At 63.4% G+C, this 26332-nt stretch carries 23 protein-coding genes and 2 tRNA genes; 18 read left to right on the top strand and 7 right to left on the bottom strand.

The features are described from left to right. Window positions 1-24: 24 nt before the first annotated feature. Window positions 25-612: a LysE family translocator gene (locus tag AB3X94_RS07065; protein WP_368611132.1), complete on the bottom strand. Its 588-nt coding sequence runs from the start codon at window positions 610-612 to the stop codon at window positions 25-27. A gap of 422 nt (window positions 613-1034) precedes the next feature. Between AB3X94_RS07065 and AB3X94_RS07060 the strand changes: the two genes are divergently transcribed. Both AB3X94_RS07060 and AB3X94_RS07055 read left to right on the top strand, forming a co-directional pair. After that, window positions 1035-1328 (top strand): hypothetical protein, encoded by a 294-nt coding sequence (locus tag AB3X94_RS07060; protein ID WP_368611131.1) that lies wholly within the window; start codon window positions 1035-1037, stop codon window positions 1326-1328. Between the two features lie 26 nt (window positions 1329-1354). Further along, window positions 1355-2872, top strand: a complete 1518-nt coding sequence (locus AB3X94_RS07055; RefSeq protein ID WP_368611130.1) for a diguanylate cyclase — start codon at window positions 1355-1357, stop codon at window positions 2870-2872. A gap of 230 nt (window positions 2873-3102) precedes the next feature. On the opposite strand, the gene traT is transcribed toward AB3X94_RS07055, so the two are convergent. Further along, window positions 3103-3510: a complement resistance protein TraT gene (traT, locus tag AB3X94_RS07050; protein ID WP_368611129.1), complete on the bottom strand. Its 408-nt coding sequence runs from the start codon at window positions 3508-3510 to the stop codon at window positions 3103-3105. A gap of 99 nt (window positions 3511-3609) precedes the next feature. Beyond that, window positions 3610-3685, bottom strand: a tRNA-Lys gene (locus AB3X94_RS07045). A gap of 200 nt (window positions 3686-3885) precedes the next feature. Between AB3X94_RS07045 and AB3X94_RS07040 the strand changes: the two genes are divergently transcribed. Together AB3X94_RS07040 and AB3X94_RS07035 are read left to right on the top strand one after the other, a co-directional pair. Continuing rightward, window positions 3886-4290, top strand: coding sequence for a PaaI family thioesterase (locus AB3X94_RS07040; protein WP_176109847.1), 405 nt, complete (start codon window positions 3886-3888; stop codon window positions 4288-4290). A gap of 70 nt (window positions 4291-4360) precedes the next feature. Next, entirely contained in the window at window positions 4361-5239 is an 879-nt protein-coding gene (locus AB3X94_RS07035) for a patatin-like phospholipase family protein (RefSeq protein ID WP_368587352.1), read from the top strand. Between the two features lie 58 nt (window positions 5240-5297). Here the strand turns inward: AB3X94_RS07035 and AB3X94_RS07030 are convergent, their stop codons facing one another. Beyond that, window positions 5298-6311, bottom strand: a complete 1014-nt coding sequence (locus AB3X94_RS07030) for a D-2-hydroxyacid dehydrogenase family protein (RefSeq protein ID WP_176109845.1) — start codon at window positions 6309-6311, stop codon at window positions 5298-5300. Window positions 6312-6696: 385 nt separating this feature from the next. Here AB3X94_RS07030 and AB3X94_RS07025 point away from each other — a divergent pair, with 385 nt between their 5' ends. Both AB3X94_RS07025 and AB3X94_RS07020 read left to right on the top strand, forming a co-directional pair. Next, window positions 6697-8553 (top strand): phosphoenolpyruvate carboxykinase (GTP), encoded by a 1857-nt coding sequence (locus tag AB3X94_RS07025; RefSeq protein WP_368611128.1) that lies wholly within the window; start codon window positions 6697-6699, stop codon window positions 8551-8553. A 338-nt stretch (window positions 8554-8891) separates the two neighbouring features. Beyond that, the gene (locus AB3X94_RS07020) at window positions 8892-9998 is read left to right on the top strand and encodes a LysR family transcriptional regulator (RefSeq protein WP_368588315.1); all 1107 of its coding nucleotides are present in this window, start codon (window positions 8892-8894) and stop codon (window positions 9996-9998) included. Between the two features lie 195 nt (window positions 9999-10193). Here the strand turns inward: AB3X94_RS07020 and AB3X94_RS07015 are convergent, their stop codons facing one another. The 3 genes from AB3X94_RS07015 to dprA all read right to left on the bottom strand — a co-directional run bounded on the left by AB3X94_RS07015 (window position 10194) and on the right by dprA (window position 14879). Continuing rightward, a complete protein-coding gene (locus tag AB3X94_RS07015) occupies window positions 10194-12860 on the bottom strand; it encodes a DNA topoisomerase III (protein ID WP_368611127.1) in 2667 nt (888 codons plus the stop codon). A 310-nt stretch (window positions 12861-13170) separates the two neighbouring features. After that, a complete protein-coding gene (locus tag AB3X94_RS07010) occupies window positions 13171-13548 on the bottom strand; it encodes a thioredoxin family protein (RefSeq protein ID WP_176109841.1) in 378 nt (125 codons plus the stop codon). Between the two features lie 101 nt (window positions 13549-13649). Beyond that, window positions 13650-14879, bottom strand: a complete 1230-nt coding sequence (gene dprA, locus AB3X94_RS07005) for a DNA-processing protein DprA (RefSeq protein ID WP_368611126.1) — start codon at window positions 14877-14879, stop codon at window positions 13650-13652. 280 nt (window positions 14880-15159) lie between these two features. Between dprA and def the strand changes: the two genes are divergently transcribed. From def to queD, 12 genes are all read left to right on the top strand, one after another. Continuing rightward, on the top strand, window positions 15160-15663 hold the full coding sequence (gene def, locus AB3X94_RS07000) for a peptide deformylase (RefSeq protein WP_176109839.1): 504 nt from the start codon (window positions 15160-15162) through the stop codon (window positions 15661-15663). Between the two features lie 29 nt (window positions 15664-15692). Then, complete coding sequence (fmt, locus tag AB3X94_RS06995; RefSeq protein WP_368611125.1) at window positions 15693-16688, top strand: methionyl-tRNA formyltransferase; 996 nt, start codon at window positions 15693-15695, stop codon at window positions 16686-16688. Window positions 16689-16803: 115 nt separating this feature from the next. Continuing rightward, entirely contained in the window at window positions 16804-17445 is a 642-nt protein-coding gene (locus AB3X94_RS06990; protein WP_176109837.1) for a LysE family translocator, read from the top strand. A 105-nt stretch (window positions 17446-17550) separates the two neighbouring features. Further along, on the top strand, window positions 17551-18408 hold the full coding sequence (gene htpX / locus AB3X94_RS06985) for a zinc metalloprotease HtpX (protein WP_013088049.1): 858 nt from the start codon (window positions 17551-17553) through the stop codon (window positions 18406-18408). A gap of 195 nt (window positions 18409-18603) precedes the next feature. Further along, window positions 18604-20043 carry a 16S rRNA (cytosine(967)-C(5))-methyltransferase RsmB gene (gene rsmB, locus AB3X94_RS06980; protein WP_176109836.1) on the top strand — a complete coding sequence of 480 codons (1440 nt, stop codon included), beginning with the start codon at window positions 18604-18606 and terminating at the stop codon, window positions 20041-20043. Then, window positions 20040-20639, top strand: coding sequence for a DUF4390 domain-containing protein (locus AB3X94_RS06975; protein ID WP_176109835.1), 600 nt, complete (start codon window positions 20040-20042; stop codon window positions 20637-20639). Before rsmB ends, AB3X94_RS06975 begins: the two co-directional genes overlap by 4 nt. Further along, complete coding sequence (locus AB3X94_RS06970) at window positions 20629-23055, top strand: PAS domain-containing sensor histidine kinase (protein ID WP_176109834.1); 2427 nt, start codon at window positions 20629-20631, stop codon at window positions 23053-23055. Before AB3X94_RS06975 ends, AB3X94_RS06970 begins: the two co-directional genes overlap by 11 nt. Next, a complete protein-coding gene (esaR, locus tag AB3X94_RS06965) occupies window positions 23056-23745 on the top strand; it encodes a response regulator transcription factor EsaR (RefSeq protein ID WP_176109833.1) in 690 nt (229 codons plus the stop codon). 94 nt (window positions 23746-23839) lie between these two features. Continuing rightward, window positions 23840-23915: transfer RNA gene (locus tag AB3X94_RS06960), tRNA-Phe, on the top strand. Window positions 23916-24308: 393 nt separating this feature from the next. Then, on the top strand, window positions 24309-25040 hold the full coding sequence (queC, locus tag AB3X94_RS06955; protein ID WP_176109832.1) for a 7-cyano-7-deazaguanine synthase QueC: 732 nt from the start codon (window positions 24309-24311) through the stop codon (window positions 25038-25040). 53 nt (window positions 25041-25093) lie between these two features. Next, the gene (gene queE, locus AB3X94_RS06950; protein WP_368611124.1) at window positions 25094-25726 is read left to right on the top strand and encodes a 7-carboxy-7-deazaguanine synthase; all 633 of its coding nucleotides are present in this window, start codon (window positions 25094-25096) and stop codon (window positions 25724-25726) included. A 9-nt stretch (window positions 25727-25735) separates the two neighbouring features. Beyond that, the gene (gene queD, locus AB3X94_RS06945) at window positions 25736-26179 is read left to right on the top strand and encodes a 6-carboxytetrahydropterin synthase QueD (protein WP_026228977.1); all 444 of its coding nucleotides are present in this window, start codon (window positions 25736-25738) and stop codon (window positions 26177-26179) included. Window positions 26180-26332 lie beyond the last annotated feature (153 nt).

Below are 26332 nucleotides of genomic sequence, written 5' to 3'. Positions count from 1 at the left end.
ATCGGCAAGCAGGCGCGACTCAGGTCACTCCACGAGCAGATACATCGCACTGAGAGCGAGCAGCGCCGCCATCATGCGATTGAACACCCGGACTCGCTTCGCCTCACGCAGATGCCTGCGCAAAAACGTGCCGGCATAGGCCCAGCTCGCGATCGACAGATAGCAGAGCACGAAGTACAGCGCCGCGAATTGCCAGACGAGTCCGCCGTCGCCGCCTGCCGCATATGCGCCCATGCCGGCCAGCGATGCGAGCCACGCCTTCGGATTGAGCCATTGCATCGCGGCGCCGTGCGCGAACGACGGCCTGCGCGCCGGCTTGCCCGCGCCGAGCTGGCCGTTATCGAGGGTGAGCTTGTAGGCCATATAGAGCAGAAAGCCAACGCCCGCCCATTTGACGATCTCGATCAGATTGGGAAAGCGCGCGAGCAATTCGTGCAAGCCAAGGCCGATCAACAGAAGCAGCAACGTGAAACCGACCGTCGCGCCAGTGACGTGCCGCAGACTCGCGGCGAGCCCGTGCTGCGCGCCGGCGCTCAGCGCGACGACGTTGACCGGGCCGGGAGAAATGGAACTGGCGAGCGCGAACGCGGCCATCGAAAGTAATGCGGTCATCGGATGCCTCGAAACGTGAGTGTGCGAATGAATTGCGACGCTCAACGGTAACGAGACGGCGAGGGCATGTATTGAAGGAAATTACCCAACTGAAACCAAAACATAATCCGACGACGCGGTGATTCGATAACAAACACGCGTTTGAATTTAGAGCTAATTACGCGCAAACGTTACCCAAAAAATTAATTTCTGAATTATCAGGCAAATTGTACCGATCGATAGCTATGATATGTCCCTATGCAGCGCGCAAGTATTCGGCTCGATAAACAGGCCGAGACCTCGAAAAATCAGCGATACAGGGCTTAACGACTTACGCGCACGAAGTTAAATGCATCGAGCGCGCGCTGAATGCTTTGCATCAGTATCAATAGGCTGTTCCGTTTCTGCTGGAAGCGGCCAGTCGAATGGATGAAGGAGTGCATGTGGGTCCCCATGTGAGCAGGCAGAAAATTGCGGACGAATTGAACGAGCTGTGTCTCGCGTTATTCGACGGTTGGTGCGAGCGCAGGTGCGTGATTCCGCTCGCGTATCTGCTGCACGTTTGGCCGATCGTCGATGCGACGCAGCGCTCGTTCAAGCGACTACTCGACAACCTGCGGGATCTCGAATGCTGGCACCTGAACGACCTGTCCGACGAAGATAGCGGGAGGATTCGCTATCTGCTGAGTGTTCTGTCCCAACAAACCGGAAGCGTAGTGAGCACTTCGACAAACTGACTCCCGCCGTTGGAAACGCAGAGCACATGATCTATCGAAGAAAGGGCCGGTTTCGCCTGCTGATCGCACGGGCGCGCGGATGGCGGGTGCCGCGCGATGGCGTTATCTACGCCGGATGCGGCGTGGTGCTGGCAATGCTCGCGCTGTGCGGCTACACGCTGTATCAGAGCCGCGAAGATGCGATCGCGCGTGCACTGGATTCAACGCGCGATGTCGCGACGATCACCCAGCGCGACATCGCGCGCAATTTCGAGTTGTACTCGCTGTCGCTGCAGGCCGTCGCCGAGGGCCTCGGCCGTCCGGGTGTGCTCGATTCGCCGCGGTTGTGGCGCGAGATCCTGTTCGATCGCGCGGCGACCGGGCAATACGTCGGCGCGATGGTCGTGCTCGACGCAGTGGGCAACGTCGTGATCGATTCGGAAAACGACGTGCCGCGCAGGGGAAACCTCTCTGACCGCCAGTACTTCAGGATTCAACGCGAAGTTCCGAATTTCGGGCTCTATGTCAGCGCGCCGTATAACTCGAGACTCAGACCCGGTTCGCGCAGCATCGCGCTGAGCCGGCGACTGTCGCGGCCGGATGGATCGTTTGCGGGAATCGTCGCGCTCGGTATCGACCAGGAGTATTTCGCCAGCCTGTTCGCGGATCTGAGGATAGGGCAGCACGGCTCGGTGTCGATCGTCAGAACGGACGGCACGATCATCGTGCGACGGCCCGACGATCGAAACGTAACCGGCACCGATATCAGCAAGACGGAGTTCTTCGAGCGGCTGCTCGCGAAAGACGAGCGCAGCTTTATCGCGACTTCGCCGCTCGATGGCGTCGAGCGCCTCTACTCGTTCAGACGGATTCCACAATTGCCGTTGATCGTGCTGGTCGCCGATTCGACTGCCGATATCTACGCGGGCTGGTGGAAGCGCGCGCTGACGATCGGTTCGCTGATGCTAATCCTGGGGATCGGCGTGATCGTGCTGGCGGCGTGGCTTGGCGCCGAGTTGCGGCGACGACAGCAGGTGGAGCACGAACTCGAACGGCTTGCCGGCACGGACGGCCTCACCGGCTTGCCCAATCGCCGCGCACTGTGCGAAACGCTCGACCGCGAATGGCTGCGCGCGCGCCGCACCGGCAGCGTGTTGTCGCTGCTATTTGTCGATATCGATCATTTCAAAGCCTACAACGATACGTATGGTCACCAGGCCGGCGACGTCGCGCTGACCGCGGTCGCGCGCTGCATCCGCGGGGTGATCCAGCGGCCGGGCGATTGCGTCGGCAGATACGGCGGCGAGGAGTTCGTCGTGGTGCTGCCGGATACCGACGTGACCGGCGCCGGGGTGGTCGGCGAGAAAATCCGCGCGGCGATCGGCGAGCTGGGCATCGCGCACGAGGGCTGCGGGTTCGGTCGGGTCACGGTCAGCATCGGCGCGACCGCGTCTCGGCCGGATCGGGCGACGGATGTCGGAGCCGTCGTTCGGGCTGCCGATGAGGCGTTGTATCGGGCAAAGGCCGGTGGCCGGAATATGGTCGCGCAGAAGGGAGTTGGGTGACCGGTCGCTCGTGATGGCTCTCCGTCGGAAATGAAAAAGGGTTGCGTCGCTTTCGCGTGCAACCCTTTTTAAATTTCCGCGTCGTGCTAACTGACGCTAGCGGTCGACGGCTTAGAACGGGCCAGCGATCACGCGCATCAGCCCACTACGCAGCGGCGGCGCGGCTTCGGCAAAATCGAGATTTACCTTGTTGGCGACGCTCAAGATGCGAGTCTGATCGACCAGTTCAATCAGACCGCCAGCGAGCGCCGCGCCAGCGATCGGCGCCGCACGCGTGCTACCCAGCGATGCCGCCGTGGCCGCGCCAAGAAAGGCACCGCCAAGAGGGCGCCATATCCGCCAAATGCTTCCTGGGCTGCCGACGGAGCCACCTTGCCGACCTGCAGGATGTTCGCCTGAAGAATGTATTGCGCGTGGTCGGGGTCGCCGACAATGCGATATCCCTTGCCCGAGACGGCCGCTTTTACGTCAGCCGCAATATCGAAGTGAGGCTTGTCCGAGGTATTGCGGATCTGCACGAAAACCGTCTTCTTCGAATCGGCGACCGGGTCGAGGAAGATCGTGTCCGACATCTTGGTCTGGACATCGAGGTCGTGCTTGCTGATCGCGACATGGGTCGCCGCACAGTCGGTCAGCAAGCTGCTTGTGCCGACCGAAGCCAGAAGAACTGCCGTGAGTGCAAGTCCCAGAACGCAAAAAGCCCGGTCGCAGTGACCGGGCTTTATGCTTGGATCTGGTGGTGGGGCGTGAGTGACTCGAACACTCGACCTACGGATTAAGAGTCCGCTGCTCTACCAACTGAGCTAACGCCCCAACAGAAGCGAAATTATGCAGGATCTTTTCGAGATTGCCAAGCCCTATTCGCAGTTTTATTAAAAAAAATCGCGTCGCCCGAACTTGAGCGTTCCCTCGACAAGCCGCCGTCCAGAAAACATCGTCGCGTCCAACGCGGTCGGTATCATGTCGCGGACACTACGCCGCATGCAGCATCGCGGCTTTCGATCGGGATTCCCATGGATGACAAAGAGATTACCCAGTTGCTCGACCGAGTCCTCGCACCATGGGTTCGGGCGCTCACGCTGACGCCGATCAAGGTCGACGAGGAAAGCGCCACGCTGCGTCTGCCGTTCTCTGGCGAGTGGCGTCACTCGGGCGGCATGATCAGTGGCCAGGTGTTCATGGCGGCCGCGGATACGGCGATGGTCGTCGCCATCACCGCCGCGCTCGGCGGCTTCAAGCCGATGAGCACAGTGTCGCTGAACATCAACTTCATGCGCGCGGTCCGCAAGGGCGATGTGCTGATCAAGGCGCGCGTGCTGCGCATGGGCCGCAATCTCGTGTTCGGCGAAGTCGAACTGTTCGACGAAGGCGGCAACATGGCCGTTCATGCCACCACGACCTACGCGTTGCTGGAGTGAACGCCCGACGGACCCGAGCCGGCCACACAATCCACCGTAGCAAGAGCAAAGCAAGGCAAGGAAAAGCAGCATGTTCGATCAGGTCGTTTTCGCCGGCGGCGGCAACCGCTGCTGGTGGCAGGCGGGTTTCTGGGACGTCGTGCAGCCGCGGCTCGACATCCGTCCGCGCGTGATCACCGGCATTTCGGCCGGCGCCGCAACCGCCTGCATGATTTACACGCGCGGTGATTCCGACTGGGTCATGCGTTATTACGAGGACGCGCTGCGCCACAACACGCGCAACGCCTACTGGGGCAACCTGCTGCGCGGCGAGTCGGTGTTCCCGCATTACCGGATCTACCGGCAGGCGCTGCTCGATATCTATGGCGACAAGTTTTCGAGGCTCGCACAGGCGCCGGAAATCCGCATCGGCGTGTCGCATCTGCCGCGCTGGCTCGGCGCGCGAAGCGCGGTCGCGGCGGGGCTGGTCGCGTACAACATCGAAAAATACCTGCGCAAGACGCTGCATCCGACGCTTGGTCGGACGCTCGGCTTTCATCCTGAATTCGTGCGCGCGCAGGATTGCGCGAGCGTCGACGAGTTGGCAGACCTGATCCTGCAATCGTCGAGTACACCGCCGTTCACGCCGGTTCTGCGGCGCAACGGCCGGCCGGTGCTGGACGGCGGCATGGTCGATAATGTGCCGGTTGGCGCACTAGATGCCGACACGCCCGGCAACGTGCTCGTGATGGTCACGCGTCTTTATCCGCGGCCGCAGATGTTCGTCGTGCCGCACGGCGTGCAGCAACGGCTTTACGTGCAGCCGTCGCGCAAGGTGCCGATTTCGAGTTGGGATTACACGAGTCCATCGCAAATGGTGCACGCCTATAACCTTGGCCGTGCCGACGGCGAGGTCTTTCTTGAACGCATCCCCGCATTGATGGAGGCGGGAGCGCACGAAGCGCGGTGAGCGAATGCGGCAGGGCGGGGCTGGACACACCTGACCCGCGGGCCACCTCGCCCACCCATCACCGCCGACGCCCGCCCTGCAGTGCCTCCGGATTCGCGACACTGGCGGTATCGCCGGCATCGAAAGCGAGGATGTTCTTGAACGCCGCCGAAAAATACAGCTCGTAGCTCTCGCGCTCCACGTAGCCGATGTGCGGCGTGCAGATCACATTTTCCATGCGCAGCAGGCTGTAGCCCTGCAGGATCGGCTCGCTTTCGTAGACGTCGATCGCGACCATCCCCGGACGGTTGTGCGATAGCGCGTTGACCAGCGCGTTCTCTTCGAGCAACTCGGCGCGGCTCGTGTTCACGAGCAGCGCGGTCGGCTTCATGCGCATCAGATCGTCCTGCTTGACGATGCCACGCGTGTCGTCGTGCAGACGCAGATGCAGCGACAACACATCGCTGGTCTCGAACAGTTCCTCACGACTCGCCGCGACGCCGTAGCCATCGGCGCGAGCGGCTTCGCGCGAATGCTCGCGGCCCCAGATCAGCACGTTCATGCCGAACGCCTTGCCGTAGCCGGCGAGCAGCCGGCCGATCTTGCCGTAGCCCCAAATCCCCAGCGTCTGGCCGCGCAGCACTTGCCCCAAACCGAAGTTCGGCGGCAGCGCCGACGTCTTCAGCCCCGACTGCTGCCAGGCGCCCTGCTTAAGGTTTGCCACGTATTGCGGAATACGACGTTGGGCGGCCATGATGAGTGCCCACGTCAGTTCGGCCGGCGCGACCGGCGAACCGGTGCCTTCGAGCACGGCAATGCCGCGCTCGGTACAGGCCGCCAGATCGATGTGGCTCGCCACCTTGCCGGTCTGACTGATCATGCGCAAACGAGGCAGCTTGTCGAGCAGTTGCGACGTGATGCGGGTACGTTCGCGGATCAGGACGAGGGCGTCGACTTCCGCAAGACGGCTCGCAAGTTGTCCGAGACCGCGCACGGTATTGTTGAATACTTTGACTTCCTGGTCGGCCAGCAATTGAAAGCAGTCGAGCTTGCGAACGGCGTCCTGGTAATCGTCGAGGATGGCAATCTTCATGGTATGTAATTTGCGGCGCACCCGGGTGGTGCGAACCGAATGTTATGCTGACTGTCCCAGCATGTGACTTAGGTCACACGCTAGTCTGGCTAGATGCCCTACCGTAGAAGTTGCCGCACCAAAAAAGAACGGCAGCGCTACGTGAAGGCGAATTGAGAACGTTTTTAGCAGTTTGTTGCGTGTTGAGGCAAGCCGCTTTACACAAGGTTGCAGAAGCCTTGTAGACGCGGGCCTCCGCCTGGCAAGCTGTGTGGCCCAGGACGATCTGCGCAATCATGCGCCGGCAGTCGGAAATTGGCACGTCGGCGTGATGAATTCAATGCCTCTCGCATGCAGCGTCCCAGGGCTTGTACCGTTTTTCTTTGCTTCAAACGGAGACAAGTCGATGAATCTTCCCTCGTTCGAAGGGCCGCCCACTATCGAGGCGCCCACATGGGTCAAACACCGAAAGCTGATCGACTGGGTTCAGCGCGTCGCAGCGCTGACCAAGCCCGCACAAGTGGTCTGGTGCGACGGCTCGCAGGAAGAATATGACCGCCTGTGCGCGCAGATGGTCGAAGCAGGAACCCTGAAGAAACTCAACCCCGCCAAGCGTCCCAATTCCTATCTCGCCTGGTCCGATCCGTCCGACGTCGCGCGCGTGGAAGATCGCACCTTCATCTGCTCGCAGCGCGCCGAGGACGCCGGCCCGACCAACAACTGGATCGCTCCGCCCGAAATGCGCGCGACGCTCGACGGCCTGTTCGACGGCGCGATGCGCGGCCGCACGATGTACGTGGTGCCGTTCTCGATGGGCCCGCTCGGCTCGCCAATCGCGCACATCGGCGTCGAGTTGAGCGACAGCCCGTACGTCGTGACCAACATGCGCATCATGACGCGCATGGGCCGCAAGGTGTACGACGTGCTCGGCGAGGACGGCCCATTCGTGCCGTGCGTGCATTCGGTCGGCGCACCGCTCGCGGCGGCCGAGCAGGACGTGTCGTGGCCTTGCAACAAGACCAAGTACATCGTGCATTTCCCCGAATCGCGCGAAATCTGGAGCTTTGGCTCGGGCTATGGCGGCAACGCGCTGCTCGGCAAGAAGTGCTTCGCGCTGCGCATCGCATCGACGATGGGCCGAGACGAGGGCTGGCTCGCCGAACACATGCTGATCCTCGGCGTCACCTCGCCGGAAGGGCGCAAGCATCACGTGGCTGCGGCGTTCCCGTCGGCGTGCGGCAAGACCAACTTTGCGATGCTGATTCCGCCGGCCGGCCTGAACGGCTGGAAAATCTCGACGATCGGCGACGATATCGCGTGGATCAAGCCGGGCAAGGACGGCCGCCTGTACGCGATCAATCCGGAAGCCGGCTACTTCGGCGTTGCGCCGGGCACGAGCGAAAAGACCAACTACAACGCGCTTGCCACCTTGAAGGAAAACGTGATCTTCACGAACGTCGCGCTGACCGACGACGGCGACGTGTGGTGGGAAGGCATGACCGACGAGCCGCCGGCGCACCTGATCGACTGGCAGGGTAAGGACTGGACGCCGGCCGACGCAAAGGAAACCGGCCGCAAGGCGGCGCATCCGAACGCGCGCTTCACGGCGCCGGCTTCGCAGTGCCCGTCGATCGATGCGGACTGGGAGAATCCGGCGGGCGTCGCCATCGACGCGTTCATCTTCGGCGGCCGTCGCTCGACCACCGTGCCGCTCGTGACCGAAGCGCGCAACTGGGTCGAGGGCGTCTACATGGCAGCGACGATGGGCTCCGAAACCACCGCCGCGGCCGCTGGCCAGCAGGGCGTGGTGCGCCGGGATCCGTTCGCGATGCTGCCGTTCTGCGGCTACAACATGAGCGACTATTTCAGCCATTGGCTGAAGACCGGCGAGCGTTTGCAGCAGCTGAGCGCGAAACTGCCGAAAATCTTCTGCGTCAACTGGTTCCGCAAGGGTCCGGACGGCAAGTTCGTGTGGCCCGGCTTTGGCGAGAACATGCGCGTGCTGAGCTGGATGGTCGGTCGCATCGAAGGCACCGCGCAGGGCGAAGAGCATGCGTTCGGCATTTCGCCGCACTATGGGGACATCGACTGGAGCGGTCTGAACTTCACCCGCGAGCAGTTCGAGCAGGTGATTTCCGTCGACGCCGCTGCATGGCGCGACGAGCTCGTGTTGCACACGGAGCTGTTTGACACACTGCAACACGGTCTGCCGCCGGCGCTATCCGAAGCTAAGCGGGCGCTAGAGGAAAAGCTCACAGCTTGACTATGTGAATGCTCACTCAGCCTGAAAAGCCGCCCTTGGGCGGCTTTTTCTTTGGGGCCGGGTTGTGCCCATCCTTTCGATTCTGGAACAGCGGGGCGACCGTTGCATCTGTTCGAACAAAAAAGACAGTGCAAGCTGCAGCGCAGCAGATTGTTTTCGATTTGGGAACAATCGCTGGTCAGACCCGGTTTTATCGACACAGTCGTACCAAAATCGACAATATTTCCTGTTTTGCGGGCAACTTCTGCACGATATTGCGAGTCGTAGGAGAATTCCAAGTTCGCTTCACTGGTTTTCACCTATTGTCAGGAAGCAGTAACAAGGCAGGGAGTTGTCTTATGGATCATTTGCAGTCGATGCGAGTTTTCGTCAAGGTGGCGGATCTCGGCAGTTTTGCCCGCGCTGCGAGCGCGATGGATATTTCCAATGCGGTTGCCACCCGTCATGTTGCCGACCTCGAAGGCCGTCTTGGTACGCGGCTGCTCAATCGCACGACACGCAGCTTGTCGCTGACCGAATCCGGTCAGGTCTATCTCGAGCGCGCCCGTCAAATTCTCGACGAACTGGAAGACGTCGAACAGATGGTGGTCGCTCGCAATCACGAACCCGTCGGCACCCTGCGCATCGTCGCGCCCGTCGTGTTCGGGCTGCATAACCTCGCGCCCGTGCTACAAACGTATGCGGAGCGCTATCCGAAAGTCATTCCCGACGTCACGCTGGTCGATCGTCAGGTCGATCTGGTCGAGGAAGGTTTCGACGTCGGCGTCGTGATCGCGCGGCAAATGCGCAGCGCGAGCATCGTCACGCGGCGTTTGACCACCGGCTGTATGACCGTCTGCGCGACGCCGGCTTATCTGGAAAAGCATGGCACGCCGACGCGTCCCGAGCATCTGCTCGAACACCCGTGCCTGAGCTTGCCGTCCGAATACTGGGGCGATGAACGCGTGTTCACGGGGCCGGAAGGCGAAGTGCGCGTGCGGCCGTCGAACGTGATCGTCGCCAACAACACTGAGATGCTGCGGCAGTTTGCGCTGCTGGGCATGGGCATCGCGATTCTGCCGAGCTATCTGATCGGTCGCGACATGACGCGTGGCCGGCTCGTGCGTTTGCTCGGCGATTACCGTTTGCCGCAGGTCGAGATCAACATTGCATACCCGAGCCGCCGTCACCTGCCGGCCAAGGTGCGCACGTTCATCGATCATCTGGTCGAGCACTTCAGCCAGACGCCGAACAGCGTGCTCGGCGAACAGTGGATCAAGGACGGTTTGGAGCGCCCGGCGACGTCGGCCGCGTTCGAGACTGCCGAGTCCCGCGCCCCGGAAGCGTTCGATGGCGCGGAGCCGCTGTCGCGGCTGCTCGATAGCGAGCTGTCGCCTGCCGTGCCGAAGCCGATGACGAAGTCGTCCAACCGCAGCAGCCGCCCGACGGCGTTGTCGCCGCTGTAAATCGCTGAATGTCTAAGCCCGCAGCGATGCGGGCGGACAATAAAAAGGCGCAGTCACCTGAAGTGACTGCGCCTTTTTCTATGGGCAGATGCGGATGCGGAGCAAACCGCGGGCTATGCACGGATCGCCGATCGCGGTGGTGGAATGTAGCCACTCCTTCTACCCCCGCGAGCCGCCGATCCGAATCCCGCCTTATTAGCCGATTTTTCGCGCCGCGGTCTTTTTCGCCGTTGCCTTCTTGGCCGCCGCGGTCTTGGCGGCGGGCGCCTTCTTCGCCGCCACCTTCTTTTCCGCCGGCTCGGCCTTCACTGCCACCGCGGTATCGCCTTCGTCCGCTTCCGGCATCGCCTTCGCCGCCGAACGAGCACCTGAAGTCTTCGCTGCCGCGGTCTTCCCCGCCGCCGGCTCCTTCTTCTCGAATTCAAAGCCGATCTTGCCGTCGTTCTGCTTGACGAGGAACGCCTTGAAGTTTCGGCCGGTACGCGACGACTTGAAGTTCGTCAGCAGATCGGTGCGCCCTTCCTCGAGCAGCTTGGCCATCTGCTCCCGGGCGATTTCCTGCTGCAGGATCACCTTGCCGGAGCGGAAGTCGCACGACTTCGGACTCGCCACCGAGTTTTCGCAGACGTAGCTCATGCCGTGCTCGAACACGCGGCCCTGACACTTCGGACACGCGCCGACCGGCTGCTGATCGGAGAAGTCAGGCGGTTCGCCGTCTTCGCCGGCAGCGTCCTGGCCGAAGTCGAACTCGAGCTTGTAATTCTTGATCTCGTCGTCGAGCGACAGTTTCAGGATCGCCGAGAACGGCCGACCCATCTTGCTGCGGAAGCCAGACAGCGGTCCGATCGTCTTGTTCTGCAGCAGTTCTTCGACTTCGGCGATCTCGAACTGACGGCCACCCGGGATCTTCGAGATCGAGAATTCGCATTTCGAGCACGCGAAGCGCCGGTAATTTTCCTTCACCTGGCCACCGCAATTCGGGCAAGGTGTCTGCAACGTCGCGTAATCGCCAGGGATCGTATCCGAATCGTATTCCTTCGCGCGTTTGACGATGGTTTGCGTCATGCGCGCGATTTCCTGCATGAACGCGTCGCGCGGCAGGTTGCCACGCTCCATCTGCGACAGCTTGTATTCCCATTCGCCGGTCAGTTCGGGCGCGGTCAGCTCCTTCACGCCGAGGCCGCGCAGCAGCGTCATCAGCTGGAAGGCCTTGGCGGCCGGAATCAGATCGCGGCCTTCGCGGATCAGGTACTTTTCGGTCAGCAGACCTTCGATGATTGCCGCGCGCGTCGCCGGCGTGCCTAGCCCCTTGGCCGCCATCGCTTCGCGCAATTCGTCGTCTTCGACCAGCTTGCCCGCGCCTTCCATCGCCGACAGCAGCGTCGCTTCGTTGTAGCGTGCGGGCGGTTTCGTGACCAGTTGCTGTGCGGCGATCTTGTCGGTCTTGACCTTTTCGTCCTTCTGCACCGGCACGAGGTTCGCATCTTCGCCGCTGGTTTCGCGGCCGTAGATCTGCAGCCAGCCCGGCTCGACGAGCACCTTGCCTTCGGTCTTGAAGTAATGGCCGACCACCTCGGTGATGCGCGTCGTCACACGGTATTCGGCGGCCGGGAAGAACACTGCGAGGAAGCGTTTGACGACGAGGTCGTAGAGCTTCTGTTCCGGCTCGGACAGATTCTTCGGCGCCTGCAGCGTCGGGATGATGGCGAAGTGGTCGCTGATCTTCGAATTGTCGAAGATGCGCTTGTTCGGCTTCACCCAGCCCTTGTCGAGCACCTGTTTCGCGAACGGCAGGTAGTTGTTGCTCTCCTTGAGCATGCCGAGCGTCTGCTTGACCGTGTCCAGATAGTCTTCCGGCAGCGCGCGCGCGTCGGTTCGCGGATAGGTCAGCACCTTGTGCTTTTCGTACAGCGCCTGAGCGAGGCCCAGCGTATTCTTCGCCGAAAAGCCGAAGCGGCCGTTGGCTTCACGCTGCAGGCTGGTCAGGTCGAAGAGGGCAGGCGACAGCTGGGTCGATGGTTTCGACTCCTCGGTCACCACGCCCATCTGGCCACGGCAGGCCGCGACGATCGTCTCGGCCGCGGGCAGCGACCAGAGGCGCGAATCGCGCTTTTCCGGATCGAACTCGTCGCGCTTGAATTTCGGGTCGAACCAGCGGCCTTCATAAAAGCCGGCCGCGCAGACGAACTCCGCCTTCACTTCCCAATAGTCGCGCGGCACGAAACGTCGAATCTTCTCTTCGCGTTCGACGACGATCGACAGCGTCGGCGTCTGCACGCGACCGACCGTGGTCAGAAAGAAGCCGCCGCCCTTGCTGTTGAACGCGGTCATCGCGCGCGTGCCGTTGATGCCGACGAGCCAGTCCGCTTCCGAGCGGCAGCGCGCCGCGTCGGCGAGCGGCTGCATCTCTTCGTCGCTGCGCAGGCGTGCAAAACCCTCGCGGATCGAGCCGGCCGTCATCGACTGCAGCCACAGCCGTTGCACCGGCTGTTTGGCTTTCGCGTGCTGCGCGATCAGGCGGAAAATCAGCTCGCCCTCGCGCCCCGCGTCGCATGCGTTGATCAGACGGTCGATATCCTTGCGCTTCATCAGCTTGGTCAGCACCTTCAGGCGCGACTCGCTCTTCGCGATCGGATTCAGATCGAAATGCGGAGGAATGACGGGTAGGTTGGCAAAGCTCCACTTGCCGCGCTTGACTTCGTATTCGTCGGGTGCGGCGATTTCCAGCAGATGGCCCACTGCCGACGATAGAACGTAGTCGTCGCTTTCGTAGTACTCGTCATGCTTGGTAAAGCCGCCCAAAGCGCGCGCGATGTCGTTCGCGACAGAAGGCTTTTCGGCGATGATCAGTGCTTTGGACATGACTCGATGTGAGGTTGGTAGATCCGGGTTGGTGGCCTTGAGCGCCAACATGGCGCGCGACGCTCGCTTGAGACCTCTTTCGACCCAATAACGACCGCTTTATAGCACAAGGCGCGAACCCAACGGGTCAAGTACGATAAAAGCGCGCCATCATAATTGCGCGTCCGGCGGTTGATCAACTGCGGCAAACGCCGCGTGCGGACAGCGATGCCAGCGGCGATGCTGTCCCAGAAATGGTCGGCGACGGCCCGTGCCGCAAGCCGCGCTTCGCGAGGCTTTCCGTTTGGCCATGCGGCGCGCGAAGCCGCCTTCAGGCGACCGCCAGCGCAGGCCGCAGCTTCGGCGCACCGGTCACGCCGGGCAGTGCGGTCAGATCCGACAGCATCCGCTCGACGATCGACACCTGTGGCAAAACCGTACCGAAAAACCGTGTCGTCACCGAGTCTTCGATCAGGACGGTCGGGAAATTCTCGACGTCCAGATCGTCGAACCGATCCGCATGAGTTTCGATGTCGATCCATGCGAAGCAGACTTCCGGGTGCCGCTCGGCCAGCTGGTTGAAGGCGTCCCGGTAGTCGCGACACGTTCCGCACCACTCCGCGCACAGGCATGCAACGAACAGAGTGTCGGGGTCGTTGACGCGCTCGGCGATCCGGTCCTGGTCGGTGTCGAGGTTCAGCGCGGGCATGAAGTGATTTCCTTGTGTGCTTTGTTGGGTGCTTTGGCGCGAATGTAGCATGGCCGGTCGCGAAGAGTTGCCAATCTGCGTTGATGCCGGTCAGTCTCGGCTCAGTCATGATGGGCTCGCATGAAGCGGCCGCCGGGCAGCAGCGTGACCTCGCCGGCGAGTTCGAGCCGGAGCAGGGCGGCGTGCAGGGCCGCGTCCTGCATCTCGGTGCGGGCGGCCAGAATTTCAAGCGTGGTCGGTGAGTGGCCGAGCGCGGCGAGCAGACGTTGGGAGTCGGGGGCGAGCGCCGGCTGTGGGGCCGGCCCGATCGACCGTGTATCGGCGAAGGCGGCGCTCGCAGCTCGCAAAGCGGTCCCGGCCGACGAAACGCGCAAACGCGCCTGATCCAGCGGAGCGGCCTGTTTCGCTGCGCGTCCCGCGTGGTTTGCCGTCCGTCGGACAAAACCCAGCTCTTCCAGCACCTCGTCCGGTGTTTCCACGAGCCGCGCGCCCTGCTTGATCATCCGATGACAGCCGCGCGACAACGGCGCGTAAATCGATCCTGGCAGCGCGAACACGTCGCGCCCCATCTCGTTGGCGAGCCGCGCGGTAATCAGCGAACCGGAGCGCATAGCCGCCTCGACGATCACGACTCCGCTGACCAGCCCGGCGATCAGCCGGTTGCGCTGTGGGAAATTGGCGGCGCGCGCGGGCGTGCCTAGCGGCCACTCCGACAGAATTGCGCCCTGCGCCCCGATCTGCCCCGCGAGCGCATGATGCGCGGCCGGATAGACGAGATCCGCGCCGGTGCCGATCACCGCGACCGTTCCACCGACACCTTCGAGCCCGCCCCGATGCGCGGCGCCGTCGATGCCGAGCGCGAGCCCCGAGACGACCGTCACGCCCGCCGCCGACAGCGCTCGCGCGAACCGCCGCGCATCCTCGATGCCCTGCGGCGTCGCGCTGCGGCTGCCCACCAGCGCGACCGCGCGCGTATGCAGCAGATCGAGCCGGCCCTTTATATATAGAAGCGGCGGCGGATCGGGCATCGTCAGCAGCGCGGGCGGGTAGGCGGGGTCGTCGAGCGTGACGATCTGGTTGCCCGGCTGCTCGCGCCATGCGAGCACCGCCTCGAGCTGGCCGTCGAACGCCGGACCCGGCGGCGCCAGCACCGCGCGCGCAGCGGTCTCACCGGCGACCTCGGCGAGCGCATCCGGCGACTGCGCAAACAGCGCTTCAGGCAGTCCGAATCCGGCTAGCAACAGGCGCAACGCCGCGGGTCTGAGGCCCGGCGCAAGCGACAACCGTAGCCAGGCGGCCAGTTCGATACGGGTTGCGGGCAAGGTGTGCATGTGGGTCGCTCCTCTGGCGGGGCCTGCGGGCAGGCGGGCGCCATGCTAAAATTTTCATGATCCGAAATAAAACCGTGCTGCAATAGAAACGGCAATGAGCCGCGAATAACCGCGGCGCCGCGCGTGAGCGCGCGGGTTCGTCGTCGGGCGCGCGAGGCGCGTTGAATCGAACTGGTTCGACACCATCTATCCTCTGCGTATTACGACGGGCTCACAACCTGGCCGAATGGCCAACGCGAGCCTCCAATGGTTAGCGGCGTCTGAAATCACACTCGAAATCATGGCTTTACTGAATATCCTCAATTACCCCGACAAACGGCTGCACAAGGTGGCGAAGCCAGTCGAAGAGGTCAACGACCGTATCCGCCGCCTCGTCGCCGACATGGCCGAAACGATGTACGCGGCGCCCGGCGTCGGGCTTGCCGCCACCCAGGTGGACGTGCACGAACGCGTGATCGTGATCGACGTGTCGGAAACGCACGACGAATTGCTCGCGTTCATCAACCCGGAAATCGTCTGGTCGAGCGATGAGAGGAAGTTGTCGGAAGAGGGCTGTCTGTCGGTGCCCGGGATCTACGACAACGTCGAGCGTGCCGAGAAAGTGCGCGTGCGCGCGCTCAACGAGAAGGGCGAAACGTTCGAGCTCGATTGCGAGGGCCTCCTCGCCGTGTGCATCCAGCACGAGATGGATCACCTGATGGGCCGCGTGTTCGTCGAATATTTGTCGCCGCTGAAGCAAACGCGCATCAAGAGCAAGATGAAGAAGCTCGCCCACGCTATGTAACGCGCTTTCAATTTGCCCGCCGCTCGTTCATGACTCATTCGTTGCGCGTCATCTTTGCCGGTACGCCGGAATTCGCCGCGGCCGCGCTGGCCGCGATTCATCGCGCCGGGTTTGCCGTGCCGCTCGTCTTGACGCAGCCGGACCGGCCCGCGGGACGCGGCATGAAGCTGCAGGCGAGCCCCGTCAAGCGCTACGCACAGGAGCATGGCCTCGCGGTTGCGCAGCCCACGTCGCTGCGCCGCGCCGGCAAGTACCCCGAGGAAGCCGCCGCCGGCATCGAGCAACTGCGCGCGACGCCGCACGACGTGATGGTGGTCGCCGCCTACGGGCTGATCCTGCCGCAGGAAGTGCTCGACATTCCGCGCTTCGGCTGCATCAACATTCACGCGTCGCTGCTGCCGCGCTGGCGCGGCGCGGCGCCGATTCATCGCGCGATCGAGGCGGGCGACGCGCAAACCGGCATCACGCTGATGCAGATGGACGCCGGCCTCGACACCGGCGCCATGATCTCCGAAGTCCGCACCCCGATCTCCGCCGACGACACCACCGCCACGCTGCACGACCGCCTCGCCGAGCACGGCGCGCAACTGATCGTCGATGCCCTGATCGAGCTCGAGCGCAGCGGCAAGCTGGCCTCGACCCCACAACCGGCCGACGGCGTGACCTACGCCGAGAAAATCGCCAAGCACGAAGCGGCGCTCGACTGGCGCCGCCCGGCCGAGGCGCTTGCGCGCCAGGTGCGCGCGTTCGATCCGTTCCCCGGCGGCGCCGGCACGCTCGCCGACGGCAGCACCGTCAAGATCTGGGCCGCCACCGCCGTGGCCTCGCCGACTTCCGGCAACGACAAGACGCCGGGCACCATCACCGAGGTTTCTCCCGACGGCGTGCTGGTCGCTTGCGGCGAAGGCGCACTGCGTCTGACGCAATTGCAGAAGCCCGGTGGCAAGCGCCTGCCGGTGCGCGAATTCCTTGCCGGTTCGCCGCTCGCCGCATGCCAGCGCTTCGAGCTTCCCGAGGCGCAATAAGCGCGGCGCGCACGCCAGAGCATCGTCGATTCCGCCGGCGTTCCAGGCGCCCGCCGCGGGCCCGCCGCGCGTTAGAATCCTCATGCAGCAGACCAGGTTTTCGAGGGTTCATCACATGTTCGGCATCGTCCATTTCGAGTTTTTCATCGTCGCGGTTTTTCTCCTGAACATCACGCCGGGGCCGGATACCGCTTATATCGTCGGGCGCAGCGTCGCCCAGGGCCGCGGCGCGGGGCTGATGTCGGCGCTCGGCATTTCGGCGGGCTGCTGCATTCACTCGCTGGCCTGCGCGTTCGGGCTGACCGCGCTGCTGGCCGCGTCGGCCACCGCGTTCACCATCGTCAAATTCGTCGGCGCGATTTATCTGATCTATCTTGGTGTGCGCCTGATCTTCACGAAGCCGGCTGCGGGTGCACCTGCCGGCGACGCGCGTGCGCCGTCCACGCCGAAGTCACTGCGGCAGTTGTTCCTGCAAGGCTTCTGGACCAATGTGCTGAACCCGAAGGTCGTGCTGTTCTTCGTGTCGTTCTTCCCGCAGTTCGTGGCAACGGGCAGCGAACACAAGACCTTCGCGTTTCTGGCGCTCGGCGCGGTCTTCGTGCTGATGAGCATGGTCTGGAACAGCTTCGTCGCGTGGATCGCGGGCAGCGTCACGCAGCGTTTCTCGGGCAAGCCGACGGTCAAGCGTTGGCTCGATCGCAGCGTCGGCAGCGCGTTCGTGGGCCTCGGCATCAAACTCGCGACCGCCTCGCGGTGATTGAATTTTCCCGCGTCGCCCATATCTAACGTTTCGCTTACAATCTGGCGCCGCAATTGCGCGGCACGGAGACGAAGGCCACGCTCGGGGCAAGGAGTTGCAGACATGTTCAATTGGGTGAAAACCGCGATGTTGATGGCCGCGATTACGGCCCTTTTCATCGTGATCGGCGGGATGATCGGCGGGTCGCGCGGCATGATGCTCGCGCTCGTGATCGCCCTTGGGATGAATTTCTTTTCGTACTGGTTCTCCGACAAGATGGTCCTGCGCATGTACAACGCGCAGGAAGTCGACGAAAACAGTGCGCCGCAGTTCTATCGGATGGTGCGCGATCTCGCCACGCGCGCGAACCTGCCGATGCCGCGCGTCTACCTGATCAACGAAGACGCGCCGAACGCATTCGCCACCGGCCGCAATCCGGAGCACGCGGCGGTCGCGGCGACCACTGGCATTCTGCGCGTGCTGTCCGAGCGCGAAATGCGCGGCGTGATGGCGCACGAACTTTCGCACGTGAAGCACCGCGACATTCTGATCTCGACGATTTCTGCGACCATGGCCGGCGCGATTTCCGCGTTGGCGAACTTCGCGATGTTCTTCGGCGGCCGCGACGAAAACGGGCGTCCCGCGAACCCGATCGCGAGCATCGCGGTTGCGCTGCTCGCGCCGATTGCGGGCGCGCTGATCCAGATGGCGATTTCGCGTGCGCGCGAATTCGAAGCCGACCGTGGCGGCGCGCAAATTTCGGGCGACCCGCAGGCCTTGGCGTCGGCGCTCGACAAGATCCATCGCTATGCGAGCGGCATTCCGTTCCCGACGGCCGAGGCGCATCCGGCCACCGCGCAGATGATGATCATGAATCCGCTCTCGGGCGGCGGTATCGCGAACCTGTTCTCGACACACCCTGCGACCGAAGAACGCATCGCGCGTCTGATGGAAATGGCGCGCACCGGGCGCTTCGACTGAGCCGCCGCGTCGTTCGGCGCGTCGATCCTGAAGTACTGAATAGCGGCCCCGCGAGGCCCGCTTTTTTTGCACCGTTCGTCGCAACCGCGCGACAGCGTCTGCCGCCGCCCCCGCACGGCGGCGGCCCACCGGCGCCACGCTACAATGTGCGCTGATTGCGCCGCGCGCACCGTGCGGCTGGCCCTTGCTCCCTTCATGACTTCAAAGCCTTCTTCGCGTTCTGCTTCCTCGTCGGCGCGCTCGCGCGAATCCCGTTTGTCGGCGCTGCATCTGTCGCCCGAATCGCTCGGGTTCGCGCTCGACTGCGCGGCTCAGGCCGTCGGCGCCGTGCGTCTCGGCGCGGCCTTGCCCGCAGCGCTGCAAAGCGTGTTCGTGTCGATGCCCGAGGGCAACGCCGCAGCGGCGCGCGGCGCGGTGCAGGACATCGCCTATCGCACGATGCGGCGTCTCGCGACCGCCGAGTGGCTGATTGGGAAGCTCGTGAAGAAAGCGCCACCGCCGCACGTCGCGCATGTGCTTGCATGCGCGCTCGCACTGCTCGTCGACGACGAAGCGAGCGCCGCTTACACGCCGTTTACGGTCGTCGACCAGGCGGTCAGGGCGATCGGCGCGCGCCGCGAGTTCGGGTTCGCGAAGGGGCTCGTCAACGCGGTGCTGCGTAACTTCTTGCGCGAGCGCGACACGTTGCTCGCCGCCGTACAAGCCGACGAAGCCGCGCGCTGGAACTATCCGGCCTGGTGGATCGACGCGGTGAAGCGCGCATGGCCCGAGGCGTGGCAATCGGTGCTGGCCGTCGGCAACACGCAAGGTCCGCTGACGTTGCGCGTGAACGCGCGCCATTCGACGGTCGACGCCTATCTGCAAGAGCTGCAACGCCAGCAGATCGCCGCAAGCAAGGCCGGCGAGCACGCGGTCACGCTCGCCACGCCGATGCCGGTCGAGCGCATTCCGGGCTTCAGCGAAGGGGTCGTGTCTGTACAGGACGCAGGCGCGCAACTCGCCGCGCAATTGCTCGGCGTGCGTGACGGCATGCGCGTGCTCGACGCATGCGCGGCCCCTGGCGGCAAGACCGGCCATCTGCTCGAACTCGCCAACATCCAACTCGTTGCGCTCGAAAGCGATGCGTCGCGCGCGCGCCGCATCGGCGAAAACCTGCGGCGTCTGAAGCTCGAAGCGGAAGTGCGCATCGGCGACGCGGGCAACCCCGCGCAGTGGCACGACGATCTTGACCAACCGTTCGACCGCATCCTCGCCGACGTGCCATGCTCTGCGTCGGGCATCGTGCGGCGTCATCCGGATATCCGCTGGCTGCGTCGCCAGTCGGATATCGCCGCGCTCGTCGCCGAACAGCGCCGCATTCTCGACGCGCTGTGGCCGCTCGTGAAACCCGGCGGCGAGTTGCTTTACGTTACCTGTTCGGTCTTCCCCGAAGAAGGCGAGTTGCAGGCTCAGTGGTTTGGAAACCAGCATCAGGATGCGGTACGATTGGACGCGCCGGGGCAGCTTTTACCCTCAGTTGCTCGCGCGCCCGCCGACTCATCGGCCGGTTCTCATGCTGGACGACCCGCTGAATTCAGCGCCGGCACGAACTCAGACCACGACGGATTTTTCTACGCGCGCTTTCAGAAACGGTGACCATAAAACGCTTCTTCCCGCTTCGGCTCGCTGCCGTGCTCTGGATCGCGCTGGCCGTCTGGCTTGCAGCGCCGGGCGCGGCGCACGCTGACTCGATCGCGGTGCAGCGGGCGTCGCTGCAGGCCGACAACGGCGGCTGGAGTCTCGATGCGCATTTCGAATTCGAGCTGAACAGCAATCTCGAAGACGCGGTCAACAAAGGCATTCCGCTTTATTTCACGACCGATTTCGAATTGAGCCGGCCGCGCTGGTACTGGTTCGACGAGCAGCCGGTCAGCGTGTCGCAAAGCTTGCGGCTGTCGTTCCAGCCGCTCACGCGCGAATATCGCGTGTCGAGCGTGCAGTCGGGCGGCTTGCAGCTCGGCTTTTCCACGCTGAAGGATGCGCTCGCCGTGATCAAGCACGTGACGTCGTGGCACGTGATCGACCGCAATGAGGTGCGTGTCGGCGAAACCTATAACGCGTCGGTGCGCATGCAACTCGACATCGGGCTGATGCCCAAGCCGTTCCAGATCGACGCGGTGAACAACCGCGACTGGAACCTCGCCTCCGATTGGAAGCGCTTCACTTTCACGGCGGCCGATCGTGCTAAATAAAGTGCGCTCATCTTCCACCAGTGTCAGCAGCATCGTCGTGCGCGTGCTGGTGTCGACGGTCGCGGTCACGGCCGTGCTGCTGCTCGTATTGCTGGCCGCCGCGAGCGCGAACACCGAATTCTTCGACCGCTATTACCAGTGGCTGTACGCGGCCAACGTCGCGGTCGCGATGATCTTTCTGCTGGTGGTGGCGACGCTCGTCGTCATCATCGTCGTGCGCTTGCGCACGGGCAAATTCGGCACACGGCTGCTCGCGAAGCTCGCGTTCTTCATGGCGCTGGTCGGCGTGGTGCCGGGCGGCATCATCTACATCGTTTCGTATCAGTTCGTGTCGCGCAGCATCGAGTCGTGGTTCGACGTGAACGTCGAAACCGCGCTAGCGTCCGGCCTCAATCTCGGGCGCGGCATGCTCGACGCGTCGCTGTCCGATTTGCAGACGAAGGCGCGTCTGATGTCCGAGCAGATCGCGAGCGCGGATGCGGCCGGCACCACGCTGACGTTGCTGCGTCTGCGCGACCAGTTCGGCGTGCAGGACGCGACGATCGTCGAGCCGACCCGCAGCATGTCGGGCGCGACGCCGGACATGCACGTGGTCGCGCAGGCGTCCAGCAATTACGCGATGCTGCTGCCGAACGATCTGCCGACACCATTGATGATCGAGCAGGCGCGAGGCCACGGCTATGCGGCGATCGAAGGCGAGGTGGACGGCGACGCCCACGCGCAGGGCGGCAAGGGCGCGCTGCGTCTGCGCGTGGTGCAGCGTATTCCCGATGCGAACGCATCGCTATTGCAGCCCGCCGAGCGCTTCCTGCAACTGACGCAGCCAGTTTCGACGACACTCGCGCGCAATGCCGACGCGGTGCAGCGCGCGTATCGCGAGTATCAGGAGAAGGCGCTCGGCCGCACCGGCCTGCGCAAGATGTACATCGGCACGCTGACGCTGTCGCTGTTTCTCGCGACCTTCATCGCGATGATGCTCGCGCTCGCGCTCGGCAATCAGCTCGCGCGGCCGCTGTTTCTGCTCGCGCAGGGCACGAAGGAAATCACCGAGGGCGACTACACGCCGAAGCGCGAGATCAAATCGCGCGACGAACTGGGCTTCCTGACTCAGTCGTTCAACGCGATGACGCGGCAGTTGGCGGAAGCGCGCGGGGCTGTCGAGAAAAATCGTATCGCGCTCGAGCATTCGAAGGCGTATCTCGAGAGCATCCTCGCGAACCTGACCGCGGGCGTGTTCGTATTCGATCGGCAGTTCCGGCTGACCACCGCGAATCGCGGCGCCGAGCGGATTTTCCGTCAGCCGTTCCAGACTGTGCTCGGTTCGTCGCTCGATCAGATTGGCGTGCTCGGCGAATTCGGCGCGATGGTGCGCAAGGCATTCGCCGATCGCGAAGCGGCGAGCGAAGACGGCCATGACGACAACGGCCATTGGCAGCAGCAGTTCTCGGTGCCGGTTCCCGGCGAGACCGAGCCGCTGACGTTGCTCGTGCGCGGCGCACGGCTCGTCGCGGCGAACGAGCGCGATGCCGAAGACATCCAGACCTCAGGCTACGTGGTCGTGTTCGACGACATCTCCGACGTGATCTCCGCGCAGCGGTCGATTGCATGGGGCGAAGTCGCACGGCGCCTCGCGCACGAGATCAAGAATCCGCTCACGCCGATTCAACTGTCAGCCGAGCGTTTGCAGATGAAGCTCGCCGACAAGCTCGCGCCGTCGGATGCGGACGTGCTGAAGCGCGGTGCGACGACGATCGTCAATCAGGTTGCGGCGATGAAGCAGATGGTCGACGATTTCCGCGACTACGCGCGCACACCGCCCGCGGTCCTCGCGCATCTGCAATTGAACGATCTGGTCAGCGAGGTGCTCACGCTGTACGGTATCGAGGAAGGCAAGGGCGTGATCCAGGTCGAGCTTGCGGCCTTGCCGGCAATACGCGGCGACGCGACGCAATTGCGTCAGGTGATCCACAACCTGCTGCAGAATGCGCAGGACGCGGTCGCGGAAGTCGCGCATCCGCGTGTTTTGCTCGAGACGAGGACAGTAGAATACGGAGACCCCGACGTGCAAGGCAAGGCGCGCGTCGCGGTACGTCTGACCGTGTCGGATAACGGACCGGGCTTCCCCGCGCGTATCCTCACGCGCGCGTTCGAGCCGTACGTGACGACCAAGGCCAAAGGTACGGGTCTGGGACTTGCGATGGTCAAGAAGATCGTCGACGAACATGGCGCGCGCATCGACATTCGCAATCGCATGAAGGCTGGCGACGTGATCGAAGGCGCGCAGATTTCGATTCTCTTCCTTCAACTGGCGGACGAGCCCGCGCAGCCGGGTGCACCTGGTTCGGGTGCGCATCCGGCGCATGGTGGCGCGTCGCAGGGAACGACAAAAGCAACAGTGCAGACAAGGGCAGCGTAAATGGCAACCATCCTGGTGGTAGATGATGAAATGGGCATCCGGGAACTGCTCTCGGAGATCCTCAGCGACGAGGGACACGTCGTGGAGGCCGCTGAAAACGCGCAGGAGGCGCGCGAGTTCCGGCTGCGTCAGGCGCCGGACCTCGTGCTGCTCGACATCTGGATGCCGGACACCGACGGCGTGACGCTGCTCAAGGAATGGGCCGCGCAAGGTCAATTGACGATGCCCGTCATCATGATGTCCGGTCACGCGACGATCGACACCGCGGTCGAGGCCACCAAGATCGGCGCGCTCAACTTCCTCGAAAAGCCGATCGCGTTGCAGAAGCTGCTGAAGGCGGTCGAGCAGGGACTCGCGCGCGGCAACTCGGCGGCCGTGCCCGGCGGTGTGGCCGCGAAGCCGGCGTTGCCGGTCAGCGCATCGTCGGTCGCGTCGGCGGCCGCGTTGCCGATGCTTTCGGCCGATGGCGTCGGCGGCGGTGCGCTCGCCGCGCAAACCGCGTCCATCTCGTTCGACATTCCGCTGCGCGATGCGCGCGACGCGTTCGAGCGCGCGTACTTCGAATATCACCTCGCGCGCGAGAACGGCAGCATGACGCGCGTCGCGGAGAAAACCGGTTTGGAGCGCACGCATCTTTATCGCAAGCTGAAGCAACTCGGCGTCGATCTCGGCAAGAACAAGGGCGAGTGAGCGCCACCTGTTGCATGCAAACGCGGCCCGGCAATATTTTTTATGAAAGGGCTTGCTGAACTGCAGATCGCTTGATATAGTTTCGTTCTTCGTTGGCCCGGTAGCTCAGTTGGTAGAGCAGCGGATTGAAAATCCGCGTGTCGGTGGTTCGATTCCGCCCCAGGCCACCAGGATTCAGCCCCAGGAAATCGCAAGATTCCTGGGGCTTTTCCGTTTGGCGGACAAGTCGTCTTTGGCTCGCCATGCGGTTGGAGCCGCGACGCGTTGGACAACAGGCGGCGGTGACATTCGGTGTCGCGTGATAAAATCGCGCCAGTTCAAGGACTTGCATGCAGGCGTCGCACGCGGTCGTATACCGCGCGAATGCGGTGCCGAGCGTATCGCACCGAAGCAGCCAATCCTTCGCCCGACGATCGGCGGTATAAGCGCCCAGCCACGTTCACGCGCAACGCGCGACCTATACTGCTTTGGGCCGGCACAATGCCGGCACACGTCGCGCCGCGTTGCTCGCATAGCGCACCTCGCGCAGCACGACGTGGCGCTCTCATTCACGGAGTATCACGGTGATCCGCAAAGACGCTAAGCGTAGCGCGCTCGTGCTGTTTTCCGGCGGCCAGGATTCCGCCACGTGTCTCGCGTGGGCGCTCGATCGTTACGACACGGTCGAAACGATCGGCTTCGACTATGGTCAGCGTCATCGGGTCGAGCTCGAATGCCGCGAGGGTTTCCGTCAGGCCGTCGTGCGTGCGTTTCCGGCGTGGGCCGATCGTCTCGGCGACGATCACACGATCGACCTGTCGCTGCTCGGCGCGATCAGCGACACCGCGATGACGCGCGAGATCGAGATCGAAGCCACGGCCAATGGGTTGCCGAACACGTTCGTGCCGGGCCGCAATCTGATGTTCATGACGATCGCCGCGGCCATCGCGTATCGGCGCGGTTTGCAGGTGCTGGTCGGGGGGATGTGCGAGACGGACTTCTCGGGTTACCCCGATTGCCGCGACGACACGATGAAGGCGTTGCAGGTCGCGCTGAATCTCGGCATGGACAAGCGTTTTGCGCTGGAGACACCGCTAATGTGGCTCGACAAGGCCGACACATGGCGTCTCGCGCACGAGCTCGGCGGCGACGCACTGGTCGAACTGGTGCGCGTCGAGACCCACACTTGCTACCTCGGCGAACGCGCCGAACTGCATTCATGGGGCTTCGGCTGCGGCGAATGCCCGGCATGCCGGTTGCGCAAACGTGGCTATGAGGCTTACCTCGCCGGTGAGAAAGTCACCGAGCCCGTGTGACGGTTCGCGCAAGAGCGCGCATCATTGATCAGGAACACAGGACAGAAAGCAGCATGACGTACGCGGTCAAGGAAATCTTCTACACGTTGCAGGGCGAGGGCGCGAATGCCGGGCGGCCGGCCGTGTTCTGCCGTTTTGCAGGCTGCAATCTGTGGTCGGGCCGCGAAGAGGATCGCGCGGAAGCCGTCTGCCGTTTCTGCGACACCGACTTCGTCGGCACCGACGGAGAGAACGGCGGCAAGTACCGCACACCTGACGAACTCGTCGCGATGATCGCGTCGCAATGGCCGCAAGGCGAGGGCGAACGCTTCGTCGTGTGCACCGGCGGCGAGCCGATGCTGCAGATCGATCAGCCGCTCGTCGACGCGCTGCACGCGGCCGGCTTCGAGATCGCGATCGAGACCAACGGCTCGCTGCCGGTGCTCGACACGATCGACTGGATCTGCGTGAGCCCGAAGGCCGACGCGCCGCTCGTCGTGACGAAGGGCAACGAACTGAAGGTCGTGATCCCGCAGGACAACCAGCGCCTCGCCGACTACGCGAAGCTCGACTTCGAGTATTTCCTCGTCCAGCCGATGGACGGTCCGTGGCGCGACATCAACACGAAGCTCGCGATCGACTGGTGCAAGCGTCATCCGCAGTGGCGCCTGTCGATGCAGACTCACAAGTATCTGAACATTCCCTGATTTGCCGTGCTGACGATTACCCGAAAACTCGAATTCGACGCGGGCCACCGCATCCCCGATCACCGCAGCCAGTGCCGTAATCTGCACGGCCATCGCTATGTGCTCGAAATCACGCTCCAAGGCGATCTGGTCGACACCGAAGGCGCGCCCGACCGCGGCATGGTGATGGATTTCGCCGACGTGAAGTCGCTCGCAAACGAGCACCTGGTCGACAAGTGGGACCACGCGTTTCTCGTCTACGAAGGCGACACGCAGGTGCGTGGCTTTCTCGACAGCATGGCGGGTCACAAGACGGTCGTGATCGATCGCATTCCCACCGTCGAAAACCTCGCCGCGATTGCATTCGATATCCTCGCGAACGTCTACGACGCGCACTACGGCGTGAACCTGCGCCTGCATAAAGTGCGTCTGTACGAGACGCCGAACTGCTGGGCCGACGTGGTCCGCGACTAGCTTCCCGCCTGAATCCACACCCCGCCGCGCGAGCGAACTCTCGCGTTATTGTCACGGTATGATCGTTCCGACCAACACACGGAGCGAGACATGCCGGTCACCGCATCGCGTCGCAGCAGGCATCGAGGCCGTCAGCGCCCCGGTGCCTGCCTG

The organism is Paraburkholderia sp. BR10923 (assembly GCF_040948765.1).
GTDB lineage: Bacteria > Pseudomonadota > Gammaproteobacteria > Burkholderiales > Burkholderiaceae > Paraburkholderia > Paraburkholderia youngii.
Note: the sequence above shows the minus strand (reverse complement) of the source record. Positions and strands in the feature narration are given on the sequence as shown.